We start from the raw sequence: 11,597 nt of genomic DNA on the forward strand, positions 1-11,597 counted from the left end.
TACGAGTAGACATTGTTGTCGGGTTGTCCATCCTTGTCTATGAAAAATGAAGCGGCATATTTTGAATTTTGAATTGCCTAACATGGACGCCTGTTTGGGTCTGAATAAATCATCTGCAAAACCTTAGGTGGTTCATCACCAATGTGAAAAGCACGGACTCGTTCCTCAATCACTTTATCTGTATTCGTCACCCGCGCAAATTGCCTTTTGTGTTCTGCCCAAGACTCCACAAGGGCTGTTTCTACAAAACGACTAGGATCAGACAAATCTTGATACAAGCCCCACTGAAGTGCACCATCACGCCGACGAATTTGGCTAAGTGCTTGCATCACTTTAGTAAATTCTTCGGCGTTTGCTGGGTCAATACGATACTCTAAAGTAATTAAAACAGGACCATCATTTGGGCAAGGTTCAAAAGCGATGGGTGGCTGATCCCAATGCAGGGACGCTCGCAAGTCCAATTTTTCAGCACAGCGAAGACGATAACGCCTTGTCAACAGGACACACACAATTAATCCTACAGCAGCAGTGGTAAGAGCAGTCGAGATACTTGTATGTTGAGCCAAGGTACCCCACAAAAGACTACCCAACACCATACTTCCTTGGAACACAAGCAATTGTACAGATAAAGCTCTAGCACGCACCCAGCTTGGAACTGCTGTTTGGGCTGTTACAGTCAGACTAACCATCACGCAGAGGGACGAAATGCCCACTAGTAGCATCACTCCCCACACCAGTGGTACAATCCGGAAATATGCTAGCGCTAGCATCATCGCAGCCATTACTAAGGATGCGATCGCCACCAGGCTGTCGATTGAAAATTTCTCTCGTGCTTTGGGTAGAATGAACGCTCCTGCTAAGCCACCAATGCCCCAAAAGCCAAGAACGACACCATATCCCAACGCATCCAGCCCCAACTCTTTACGCCCCAACAGTGGTAGTAGGGCAAACAAGGCACTGGCAAAGAAAATGTAGGCTATTGTCCTAATTAGTACTGACTGAAAGACTGGGGCGTAGCGGATGTAACGTACCCCTGCTTGCATAGCCCCCACAAACCGTTCTGTGGGTAAGGCACTCTTTTCATGCGTACGTTCCCAACGAGCAATCACGAAGATCACGCTCACAAATGAGGCAGCATTTAGCAGGAAAACAACACCCGTTCCTGCTGTGGCGATGATAATCCCTGCTACGGCTGGACCAATTGAGCGAGATAAATTAACAACAATACCACTGAGAGTGACAGCTTGCGGGAGTTCTTCTTTCGATACGAGTTCGGGTGTGACAGCTTGCCAAACAGGCATATTCATCGAACTGCCGATACTCAGGGCAAAGGTCAGCCCTAAGAGTATCCACGGAGTTGTTATGTGAGCTATTGTCAGCACACCTAATAAAGCAGCTACGACTAACATCCAACCCTGTGTCCACAGCAGCATCTTGCGACGATCTACAACATCGGCGAGTGCTCCTGCTGGTAAAGCCAGCAAAAAAAATGGTAAACTAGACGCCGCCTGCATCAGCGCCACTAACAACGGTGAATTGGGTGCAAGAGTTGTCATTAACCATGATGCGCCGACATCGTGCATCCAAGTCCCAATGCTTGACACCGCTGATGCTACCCATAGGGCACGAAACACTGGCTGACGCAGGGGAGTCCACATGGAAAGAGCAACTGCTGATGGTGATGTCATATAGGAAGTATTGACTGGTTAAAAGGCTTTAGACAGCCCAGCTTGTTTCAAAACAGCGATCGCTCGTGTGGCGTGACTTGATAGAACTATCTACCACAAATCGGCGATCTGTAATTGGACTGTACCAGATTTCATGGTCTGGTTTACCTTGTCGTTCAAAGTAACAACCAGCCGATTCGAAAGAATCTTTTTCAACTCAGCAGTAAATGACGCACTCATCTATTAGTTACCGAAATCAACTCTTGCCGATGACTGATTAACTCAAAAGTGATAGAACCCACATAGTCAGAAGGCACAATCCTGTTTAGAAGGATGAGTTCTGGGATCAAATCTCGAAGCTTTTGTGTAAGAACCTCAATTGTAGAAGCTTCAGTGACTAATCCTGGCACGTCTTCACTCGTTGCAACCCAGACTTGTGCATCTTTATCCCAAAATGCTTGAACCTTAAATGTGATTTGTGTCATTATCAAGTGCTCTGTCGAATTGACGACGTAATTTGAGTTTAAAACAAACGTCAAATATCTACCCTACCCTGCTAAACAAAAAAGTTGTTAAATCCTGTAAGATACGTAATCCTCTAAGAGAACCAGAAACGAGGCGAGTTGCAGCAATTGGTTGTCTGAGGAGTCCCATTGCTAAAGGAAATGCCTGCAAAGAACCATCAGCGTGAAATGCATTGCTGAGGTTAGGAATATTGTGATGTGCATCGTCGCTGATGACTCGCAACATTGCTACGGCAATTCCCAACTCACTCAAAAATTCTAATGCTGCATATCCCTCCATGTCTACAACGTCAGCAGCATATGTTTGACCTAATTGAAGTTTTTCACTAGCAGAATAAATCAGGCGATCGCTCGTCAAACCAATACCCGTAAAAACTCTATCTTGTAATTTGTTTTGCACTATCTCCGTTAACGAGCGATCGCACAAAAATTCAGCAGCATTTTTCTTTTCTTCTGCACCAGGAGAAAGGCAACTTCGATACACTACAGCTTTGCCAACACTATATTTGGTTGACAAACTTCCACATAACCCCATCAACAAAACTCTCGGTTGCGGATGATGAGAAAGGTGTCCAGCTTCTAACCATTGTTCTAAATGTTTGGTTAATGCTGAAGAACCCATAGGAATTGGAAAAACAGGCGGTGTGGGAACTGCAAGGCGATTTAATCCTTTGCAAACAGATTTGTACTCTGGTCCAGTAACAACTAAAATGGCATTAACAAGCATTCTCATAATTTTTTGGCGCTATTGCCTACACTGCCATTACAGCCTTGCTTTTCGCCTCTGAGATACCAACTCAGCCGCCAACTGTATCGCTGCTTTCATACTCGTAGCATCAGCAATACCCTTACCCGCAATATCAAACGCCGTCCCGTGATCCGGTGAAGTCCGCACGAAAGGAAGACCAATAGAAGTATTAACTGCTCTATCAAATGCCATCAACTTCACAGGTATTAAACCTTGGTCATGATACAGTGCAAGGTAAGCATCTGCAGCTTGTGACGGCTCAATGTTACCATACCAAGCTTGACCCGGTTTGACCCACATTGTATCTGGTGGAACCGGACCGTCTAATTGTAAATTTGGGCGATTTTTACGTTCTTTCTCAATCCAGGGAATTAACCAATCTTGTTCTTCGTGTCCGAGTTGTCCCTGTTCGCCGCTGTGGGGATTTAAACCAGCGATCGCAATCCTCGCTTTTTGTAAACCAAAATCTTTCTCCAAACACTCCACCAGCAAGTCAAGTTTTTCTGTCATCAACTCTGGTGTTAGTACTAATGGTACTTGACTTAATGGCACATGTGTGCAAGCAAGCAGAGTGCAAAGTGTCCAGTTAGTGTGGGGGGAACGCGCGACAAACAACATTCCCACACGCTTGGCACCCGACTTTTCTGCCAAAAGTTCCGTTTGACCGGGATAATTATATCCTGCTGCTTTCCATGCTGATTTGGCGATTGGACCTGTGACGATACCATCAAATTGATTTGCGAGTGTTTGGGCGATCGCTGTTTCCATATAAGCAAAGCTAGCCGCACCACTTGCTGCATTACCTGTCCCAATCAGAATTTCATCCTGTGTGTACTTGTCTAAAGGCACATCAAAAATTGATAGTTCTTCTGGATCTGCTAAAGGCTGAGAATTTTTGGCTAACTTTAGTTTCGTATAAATCTCTAGTAGTAAATCCCGGCTACCTACGACCGTAGCATCGCAACTTTTGCTAATTTCTGGGTCTGCTAAAGCTTTTAAAATAACTTCTGGTCCAATTCCTGCTGGATCTCCGAGTGTTAATGCTAAGCGTGGGCGGCTTGGCACTGATGTTATATCTTCTTCATGTAATTTGTACATTATTGGCATATTATCCCTTCTCAAGATACACTTCAACTTCGTAGAGAGCAGGAATTTGCTCAAAAGAGACTTGTTTGGTCAATTCTTGAAGCTGAAGCTTATCGAATGCTGCCTTCCAAGCCTCCTGATTCTCCCAATGAGCAACGTTGACAAATTGAAACTGGGCATTTGGATCAAGACTTCGATGCAGTTTTGCATCAATGAAACCTGGCTCATTTTTGATCAACTCAAGCGCCTCAGTCCACATACTGGCAAATTCGTTCTCCTTGCCTTGAGGAACACAGAAGACATTAATTAGCACAATCGGAGACTTCATTTCCAACCTCGAATGATTTCTTAACCTAAGCCAACCCACCTGTGGCGTGAAGTGTATGTCCTGTGATATAAGCCGCCTCATCACTAACTAGGAATGCAACCGCGTTAGCAACATCCTTCGGTTCTGCCAATCGTCCCAGTGGTGCAATTTGTTTCAACTGGGCTTGCTCTTCGGCTGAAACCATCTCACCAAATGATTCAGTGGTGGTTGGTCCCGGCATAATGGCGTTGACGGTAATTCCTCGATTGCCTAATTCTAAAGCTAACGCAAAAGTAAACGCTTCGATCGCAGCTTTGCTACCCGCAATCACAGATAAGTTAGGTTGAGGCTGTACCGTATACGGAGTAGAAAAAGTGACAATGCGCCCACCGTCAGCCATGTGTTTAGCGGCTTCCTGGAGGGCAAAGAAGTTACCCTTGGCATTAAACGTGAAAACAGAATCAAATTCTTCTTCGGTGGTTTCAACGAGTGGTTTTGTAAGTCTGGGCGCTCCTCCGCTGATGACGAGGATGTTCAGTTTACCAAAATGGCTGATCGTCTTCTGGAATAAAGCTCGAATGTCATCCAGTTTGGAAAGATCTGTTTGGAGAGCGATCGCATCTGAACCATTTGCTTTAATAGCTGAGACAACTTCCTCTGCCTTATCTCGATTTCCAGCATAGGTGACAACTACGTTTGCGCGATCGCGTCCGAGTCGTTCAGCAATAGCCCGTCCAATACCACGCGATGAACCAGTCACGATTGCGACTTTCCCTGAAAGAGATGCCATAAATATTGCTTCCTATTTATTACTAAGCATCCGTAGATGCAAAAACCGGAGTTGTATCTGTAAGGCGCTATACCCCTTAACATCTTGTTTGGCTTGCTCGAAATCGAATAGGTTCATGCGCCAGTTTCTCCCAAAATGCAAATCACCTCATAGATGTGAGGTTCAGCGCTGACAATCTCATGCTCCAAGCTTGGGATAGCGTTTTGAAAGTCGGATGTCTGTTGCATTGCCTCTAGTGCTTCTTGTGATTCCCAACGAGCAACTGCAGCAACTTTAGTGCCATCCAAACTCTTGTGAATCCTGGCACAGATAAAGCCAGGTTGTTTACTGACGACTGTTTTATAAATCTCTGCTACTTGATTTGCAGTACTTTGTTGCTTTTCTGGTTTCACCGTGAATAGATTCACCAAGGTTATTTCGGACTCAGAGTTGTTCGTCACGATCCATCCTCAGCGTGAAAGAGTGGTTTGTGCAACTGGAAATTCGATTTCCATACCCCAGTAATTGTTGGCAAACGCAGCAATCTTCTTGGGATCAGTATCAAGACCTTTGGGCGGTAGTTCACGGCGATCGGCAGGTCGAGCCAAACTCTTGATTAGTTGTTCCATTCCAGCTGGGGCGAAGCTATTGAGCACTCGACAAGTCGGACTCGTAACCTTGAAAGCATGCACCGTTCTCCTTGGAATCCAAACCGAGGTGCCTTTAGCAGCACTTACAGTCTGATCGCCAACCCTCATTTCCATTGCTCCATCAATCACGTAAAATCCTTCGTCGTTAAATGGATGAACGTGCGGTGTAGGACCGACACCTTCTGGCATCAATTGTTCCATAAGTGAGTATCGACCGTCTGTTTGCTCACCATCTACAAGCACAATCCAAAGGATGTCTAGAAACCAGTAGGCGGGAGCGCTTTCAGCACTTTGAATGATCGGTGGTAGGCTGAGTGCCTGAGTCAAACTTGGCCCAGACGAAATTGGTTCACTCATAAATTTTTCTCCAAATATTCATAAATAGGCTAGAGCTTACCCTGTGACTGGCTTGCCGTCGATTTGTAAAAGTCAGAACACCTGTAAAACTGTATCAGTGTTCTGCTCCTGTTGACTTGGCAAATCTTGTGAAACTGTTCTAAATTTGCAAAATCTTTTGTCACTCAAAAAAAGTTGTCTCGTTTATCACTAAGGAACAACGAAATCAGGAAACGAAGACTTTTTCTCAGCTACCTAGACTTTCAAAATGAATTGCGATAAGTTTTAGGAGACATTCCTGTCAACTTCCGAAACAGTTTTGAGAAATGGCTGTGGTTTTTGCAGCCAACTTGGAATGCGATTTCCATGATTGGTAGCTGGGTTGTTCGCAACAGTTGCTTGCTTCTTTCTATTCGACGTTGCAGAATGTATTGGTGAGGCGTGCATCCAACGGATTGTTTGAATAATCGCTCGAAGTAATATGGACTCATACCAAGCATCGCCGCGAGAACATTCAACGAGAGATGGGTAGCGAGGTTATCGTTAATGTACTCAATTGTGCGTCTCAATTGGTGAGGTGATAAACCACCACAGTAGTGTTGAATTTTTGGCTCTTTGGCTGAATACTGCTTGAGTACTCTCACGGCTAAAGCATTCGTCAGAGATTCCCAAAAGTATCGACCATTAGGATTTCCCTCTTTTAATTCAGCTTCTAAGGCTAACCCCAGATGCCAAATCTGCGAGTCAAGTCTGCCAGTACAACGGACGAGTTCAGTTTGATTGGTATCATGTAATTGGGCTGCACACTTTGCGATCGCAGCAGGTTTAAGCGTCAGAATCAAAATCTCAACATCGCGATCCCATCTACCGCGAAACCTGAACCCAGCCGGGGCTAGTGTAACACTCCCAACCCCTTTATGAATCTGTTTGAGTTGTCCCTCTTCCCAAGTTTCAAATAAATGCTGCGGACTCAGTTGCAGCGTCAGCAGATGCTCACGAACAATCACTTCAGGCATTTCACAGGCTGACATATAGAGGCGATCGATGTTTAATTCATTTAAGAATTGAAACGAGGTTGTGGCTAGCAATGAAGTTCCTGGGGTGACAGGTAAGGGGACAGCTTTGTTGCTTACAGCATCAATGACTTTGATGTTTCCCTGAATCATGTTTAGAAGCGCCTGAATGAGAAACCAAAATTTCTGATTTCAAGAATACCAGGATCATTAGGTTCTACCCGCAGTTCTGGAGGCAATAAGGACGCGCTTGGGCGATTGCGCAAAGCAAGAGACGCTGCGCCGCGCGTATCGCCAGACCCCACTCAAGGACTTCCAAATAAAAAAATATTCAATCGGAGGCAGACAAGGAGGACGACGACAGGTGTCAGCAACTTTACAATGTTTTACACTAGTCTAATACTTTGGCACCTCTTTCAGGCTCTGGTAAACTTAACTTAATTAAACAATTTGCAAAGGAGAATTGCAGCAATGAGCGGCGAAATGTTAAATGCAGCACTGTTGTCTTTCGGTTTGATCTTTGTAGGCTGGGCTTTAGGCGCTTTGTTGCTGAAAATTCAGGGTGGAGAAGAGGAATCGCTGTAAAAAAGCATCGCGCTAGAGACAAGAGACAACTTTAAAGTCTCTTTGTCTCGTATACGCGCTTTAAAGGCGTGTAAACTTTTGTTTGCATAGTCAAGTCTGATAAGATTTTATTCATAAAAGTTTAAATTTTGTAAAAAGCTCTCATGACATTATTAATAATTGGTGCCACTGGTACCTTAGGGAGACAAGTGGCTCGTCGTGCGATCGATGAGGGTTATAAAGTCCGCTGTCTTGTTCGGAGTGCAAAAAAAGCTACGTTTTTAAAAGAGTGGGGGGCCCAAGTCGTACCAGGAGATTTATGCTACCCTCATACACTGACAGCAGCACTGGAAGGTGTTACAGCAGTTATTGATGCATCAACATCTCGTCCTGCCGATTCTCTTAGTATCAGACAAGTAGATTGGGAAGGCAAAGTCTCTTTGATTCAACAGTCTGTTGCTGCGGGTGTAGAACGTTTTATCTTTTTCTCCATACTGGATGCTGAAAAATATCCAGACGTACCGCTGATGGAGATTAAACGATGTACAGAACTCTTTTTGGCTGAATCTGGTTTAAATTACACCATATTGCGACTGGCTGGCTTCATGCAAGGCTTAATTGGTCAATATGGAATTCCCATATTGGAAGGACAGCCTGTTTGGGTTACAGGAGAGTCGTCTCCCATCGCCTACATGGACACTCAGGATGTTGCTAAATTTGCCATCCGCGCTTTGAAGGTACCAGAAACCGAAAAGCAAACTTTTCCAGTGGTGGGAACTCGTGCTTGGAGTGCGGAGGAAATTATCGCCTTGTGCGAACGCTTATCTGGAAAGGAAGCGCGGATTACACGGATGCCAATTAATTTACTACGTACCGTGCGTCGAGTCATGCGCTTCTTTCAATGGGGATGGAACGTAGCAGACAGACTTGCTTTTACAGAAGTCATCGCCAGTGGGAAACCGCTAAATGCTCCAATGGAGGAAGTTTATCAGGTTTTTGGGTTAGATCAAAACGAAACCGCAACCGTAGAAAGCTACCTGCAAGAGTACTTCAGCCGAATTTTGAAGAAGCTCAAAGAGTTAGACTACCAAAAGATTCAGCCCAAAAAGCAAAAACCAAAAAGATCTCCGTTTAAGAAAACCAACACTCAGTAGCTATCAGTCATAAGTCATGAGTCAATCGTTATGACACAAAGACAAAAGACTAATGACTAAATAGCCCAAAATGTGCAACGATTAACATAATAAAGTGCGTCACCAATAATTGGATATTTCAGTGTGCCCAAAGCAGGCATTATCTACAATGACGTTAAGCCGGTAGCAAGTCGAATCGCTATCGAACTGAAAGAGAGGTTCACCGCTGCAGGTTGGGATATCTGTATCACATCAGCTGTTGGCGGAATATTGGGTTATTCTACTCCGGAAAGTCCCGTATGCCACACTCCAATAGAGGGACTAACACCTCCCGGATTTGATTCAGATATGAAATTTGCGGTGGTGTTAGGGGGAGACGGTACAGTTCTAGCCGCTTCTCGCTTGGTAGCTCCTTGTGGTATCCCGATTTTAACGATCAATACTGGTCACATGGGGTTTTTAACGGAAACTTATCTCAATCAATTACCCCAAGCAATAGAAAAGTTGCTTCTGGGTGATTATGAAATTGAGGAAAGAGCGATGCTTACTATCAAAGTTTTTCGGGAAGATTTTGTCCTGTGGGAAGCTCTGTGCTTAAATGAAATGGTGCTGCATCGAGAACCATTGACCTCTATGTGTCATTTTGAAATAGCAATTGGTCAACATGCAGCAGTAGACATTGCAGCTGACGGTGTGATAGTATCTACGCCGACAGGTTCTACAGCATATTCGTTGAGTGCTGGTGGTCCAGTCGTGACTCCGGGTGTACCCGTACTGCAGCTTGTACCCATTTGTCCTCATTCTCTGGCTTCTAGAGCTTTGGTATTTCCAGATAGTGAACCAGTGAATATCTACCCGGTGAATACTCCTCGACTGGTGATGATTGTGGATGGTAACGGGGGGTGCTATGTTCTGCCAGACGATAGAGTTTATGTAGAGAAGTCACCCTATTGCGCCCGGTTTGTTCGCCTCCAACCGCCAGAATTTTTCCGGATTTTACGAGAAAAACTGGGTTGGGGTTTACCACATATCGCTAAGCCTACTTCTGTAGAATTACCCTAGGGGAATTTGGGATTTTGGATGAGTGAGTGGTTGGTTGTCCAAAAGGACAATCCATCAGTCTGCTCACAAGCAAGGCCAGCTAGATTTTAAATTAGTGATTAAAATGACTGTATCTGTCGATTTGTATGGCGGATACTTGTATGTGCTGAAACATGGTCGGTAGAACGCGTGTCAAGTCAAGATGAATTGATCACCTAAAATCCGTAAACTGCACTTCTACCAACGAAATCAACATCCTAAATCTAAAATCGAACATCCAAAATCAATATGACGCTTGCTCATAACCCTTGTGTATTGCTAATTGAAAGCGATGAAAACCTTGCAAATCAGCTTGCTTTCGATTTAAAAGAAGCTGGTTATGATCCCATCGTGGCTCATGATGGGACAAATGGTATACAATATAGTCGCGATCGCGAACCCGCTTTAGTTGTCATTGACCGAATGCTCGCAGGAGAATCAGGACTCTCGCTGTGTAAAAATTTTAGAACGACTGGTATGCGATCGCCTGTGCTAGTGCTAATGGCACGCGATACAGTAGATGATCGCGTAGCTTGCTTAGATGCTGGAGCTGATGATTACTTTCTCAAGCCTTACCGGGGTGAAGATTTTTTGAACCTGGTTCGCTTATACTTAAAACCTGAAGTCGATACTTCCGAGCAGTTACGTTTTGGTGATCTCGTTTTAGACATAGCAACCCGCCGCGCCATACTTAATGAACGGGCGATTGACTTAACAATGAAGGAATTTGACCTCCTTAAGTATTTGATGGAACATCCCCGTGAGGTATTAACCCGCGAACAAATACTGGAAAATGTTTGGGGTTACGACTTTATGGGCGAGTCGAATGTGATTGAAGTCTATATTCGCTACTTGCGACTCAAAATAGAAGACGAAGGTCAAAAGCGACTCATTCAAACGGTGCGAGGTGTAGGCTATGTATTGAGAGAAACTTGAACACAAGCGGGGAGAGTCGAGAAAGTGGGGGTGAATCACAAAACAAATAGCTAATGACTAAAATTTCTATGATTAATTGGCTAAGTTTGCTATCAATAGTTTTGAGCATTTTGCTAGCGGGCTGTTCTGTTCCTACACCAGCAGTTCCTCCCACTGCTACGCCTAGTTCTCAATCCCAAGCACCAATGTCTTCAGAACAAAAACCATCTAGTAAGAATTTAGGTCAACAACTACCAATTTCAGCTGTAGCAGTTGTTCCCGATGGTACAAAAATTGAGTTAGAAGTCGCACAAACACCCCAACAGCAAGCGATGGGGTTGATGTATCGCCCAACTTTGCCCGACAACCGTGGTATGCTGTTTGAGTTTCCATCACCATTCCAAGCCAGTTTCTGGATGAAGAATGTACCAGTACCACTGGATATGGTTTTTATGTTGGATGGGAAGGTGCAGTACATTGCGACTTCAGCACCTCCTTGCAATACCACCCCTTGTCCTACTTATGGTCCCCAGACACCAATTAATCAAGTTATTGAACTGCGTTCGGGGCGAGCAGCACAGTTAGGCTTGAAGGTTGGCTCTTATGTCAAAATTGAGCCTTTGAAATCAGGGAATATACGGTAATAAAAATTGCTCTCTTGCTCACGGAGTCTTACACTTAGTATTTCTCTTGTCACATTCTTGTAAAGATTTATTACATTTTTCGGCAAAAAATAAATTTAAGAGATTTTTTAAATGGATTTAACTCGCCCACCAAATTATCAAATTGGTGGTCTACAATGAGT

The 11,597-nt window shown here is 44.4% G+C and carries 14 protein-coding genes; 5 read left to right on the forward strand and 9 right to left on the reverse strand.

Going from position 1 to position 11,597, the window contains the following annotated elements:
* Positions 1-77: 77 nt before the first annotated feature.
* The 9 genes from DP116_RS08565 to DP116_RS08610 form a co-directional block, all read right to left on the reverse strand.
* Entirely contained in the window at positions 78-1,688 is a 1,611-nt protein-coding gene (locus DP116_RS08565) for an MFS transporter (RefSeq protein ID WP_246275536.1), read from the reverse strand.
* A gap of 215 nt (positions 1,689-1,903) precedes the next feature.
* Positions 1,904-2,152: a DUF1902 domain-containing protein gene (locus DP116_RS08575; RefSeq protein ID WP_169154787.1), complete on the reverse strand. Its 249-nt coding sequence runs from the start codon at positions 2,150-2,152 to the stop codon at positions 1,904-1,906.
* Positions 2,153-2,210: 58 nt separating this feature from the next.
* Positions 2,211-2,918, reverse strand: coding sequence for a 5'-methylthioadenosine/S-adenosylhomocysteine nucleosidase family protein (locus tag DP116_RS08580; RefSeq protein WP_169154810.1), 708 nt, complete (start codon positions 2,916-2,918; stop codon positions 2,211-2,213).
* Positions 2,919-2,954: 36 nt separating this feature from the next.
* The gene (pdxA, locus tag DP116_RS08585; protein ID WP_169154811.1) at positions 2,955-4,037 is read right to left on the reverse strand and encodes a 4-hydroxythreonine-4-phosphate dehydrogenase PdxA; all 1,083 of its coding nucleotides are present in this window, start codon (positions 4,035-4,037) and stop codon (positions 2,955-2,957) included.
* Positions 4,038-4,047: 10 nt separating this feature from the next.
* On the reverse strand, positions 4,048-4,353 hold the full coding sequence (locus tag DP116_RS08590) for an antibiotic biosynthesis monooxygenase family protein (protein ID WP_211173165.1): 306 nt from the start codon (positions 4,351-4,353) through the stop codon (positions 4,048-4,050).
* 25 nt (positions 4,354-4,378) lie between these two features.
* Positions 4,379-5,122 carry a glucose 1-dehydrogenase gene (locus tag DP116_RS08595; RefSeq protein ID WP_169154788.1) on the reverse strand — a complete coding sequence of 248 codons (744 nt, stop codon included), beginning with the start codon at positions 5,120-5,122 and terminating at the stop codon, positions 4,379-4,381.
* A 113-nt stretch (positions 5,123-5,235) separates the two neighbouring features.
* Positions 5,236-5,562, reverse strand: coding sequence for an antibiotic biosynthesis monooxygenase (locus DP116_RS08600; RefSeq protein ID WP_169154789.1), 327 nt, complete (start codon positions 5,560-5,562; stop codon positions 5,236-5,238).
* A gap of 9 nt (positions 5,563-5,571) precedes the next feature.
* Entirely contained in the window at positions 5,572-6,108 is a 537-nt protein-coding gene (locus tag DP116_RS08605) for a cupin domain-containing protein (protein WP_169154790.1), read from the reverse strand.
* Between the two features lie 242 nt (positions 6,109-6,350).
* Positions 6,351-7,253, reverse strand: a complete 903-nt coding sequence (locus DP116_RS08610; RefSeq protein ID WP_169154791.1) for a helix-turn-helix domain-containing protein — start codon at positions 7,251-7,253, stop codon at positions 6,351-6,353.
* A gap of 318 nt (positions 7,254-7,571) precedes the next feature.
* Between DP116_RS08610 and petM the strand changes: the two genes are divergently transcribed.
* From petM to DP116_RS08635, 5 genes are all read left to right on the forward strand, one after another.
* The gene (petM, locus tag DP116_RS08615; protein ID WP_169154792.1) at positions 7,572-7,685 is read left to right on the forward strand and encodes a cytochrome b6-f complex subunit PetM; all 114 of its coding nucleotides are present in this window, start codon (positions 7,572-7,574) and stop codon (positions 7,683-7,685) included.
* A 143-nt stretch (positions 7,686-7,828) separates the two neighbouring features.
* Complete coding sequence (locus DP116_RS08620; RefSeq protein ID WP_169154793.1) at positions 7,829-8,818, forward strand: SDR family oxidoreductase; 990 nt, start codon at positions 7,829-7,831, stop codon at positions 8,816-8,818.
* A gap of 123 nt (positions 8,819-8,941) precedes the next feature.
* Positions 8,942-9,859, forward strand: coding sequence for an NAD(+) kinase (locus DP116_RS08625; protein WP_169154794.1), 918 nt, complete (start codon positions 8,942-8,944; stop codon positions 9,857-9,859).
* 267 nt (positions 9,860-10,126) lie between these two features.
* A complete protein-coding gene (nblR, locus tag DP116_RS08630; protein ID WP_169154795.1) occupies positions 10,127-10,813 on the forward strand; it encodes a response regulator transcription factor NblR in 687 nt (228 codons plus the stop codon).
* A gap of 68 nt (positions 10,814-10,881) precedes the next feature.
* On the forward strand, positions 10,882-11,436 hold the full coding sequence (locus tag DP116_RS08635; protein ID WP_169154813.1) for a DUF192 domain-containing protein: 555 nt from the start codon (positions 10,882-10,884) through the stop codon (positions 11,434-11,436).
* The last annotated feature ends 161 nt before the right edge of the window (positions 11,437-11,597 follow it).

This window comes from Brasilonema bromeliae SPC951 (assembly GCF_012912135.1).
GTDB classification, from domain to species: domain Bacteria; phylum Cyanobacteriota; class Cyanobacteriia; order Cyanobacteriales; family Nostocaceae; genus Brasilonema; species Brasilonema bromeliae.

Bases quoted from the DNA above. Each gene is read 5' to 3' on its own strand.
- DP116_RS08565 (WP_246275536.1), bottom strand. From the start codon at position 1,688: ATGACATCACCATCAGCAGTTGCTCTTTCCATGTGGACTCCCCTGCGT.
- DP116_RS08575 (WP_169154787.1), bottom strand. From the start codon at position 2,152: ATGACACAAATCACATTTAAGGTTCAAGCATTTTGGGATAAAGATGCA.
- DP116_RS08580 (WP_169154810.1), bottom strand. From the start codon at position 2,918: ATGCTTGTTAATGCCATTTTAGTTGTTACTGGACCAGAGTACAAATCT.
- pdxA (WP_169154811.1), bottom strand. From the start codon at position 4,037: ATGTACAAATTACATGAAGAAGATATAACATCAGTGCCAAGCCGCCCA.
- DP116_RS08590 (WP_211173165.1), bottom strand. From the start codon at position 4,353: ATGAAGTCTCCGATTGTGCTAATTAATGTCTTCTGTGTTCCTCAAGGC.
- DP116_RS08595 (WP_169154788.1), bottom strand. From the start codon at position 5,122: ATGGCATCTCTTTCAGGGAAAGTCGCAATCGTGACTGGTTCATCGCGT.
- DP116_RS08605 (WP_169154790.1), bottom strand. From the start codon at position 6,108: ATGAGTGAACCAATTTCGTCTGGGCCAAGTTTGACTCAGGCACTCAGC.
- DP116_RS08610 (WP_169154791.1), bottom strand. From the start codon at position 7,253: ATGATTCAGGGAAACATCAAAGTCATTGATGCTGTAAGCAACAAAGCT.
- petM (WP_169154792.1), top strand. From the start codon at position 7,572: ATGAGCGGCGAAATGTTAAATGCAGCACTGTTGTCTTTCGGTTTGATC.
- DP116_RS08620 (WP_169154793.1), top strand. From the start codon at position 7,829: ATGACATTATTAATAATTGGTGCCACTGGTACCTTAGGGAGACAAGTG.
- nblR (WP_169154795.1), top strand. From the start codon at position 10,127: ATGACGCTTGCTCATAACCCTTGTGTATTGCTAATTGAAAGCGATGAA.
- DP116_RS08635 (WP_169154813.1), top strand. From the start codon at position 10,882: ATGATTAATTGGCTAAGTTTGCTATCAATAGTTTTGAGCATTTTGCTA.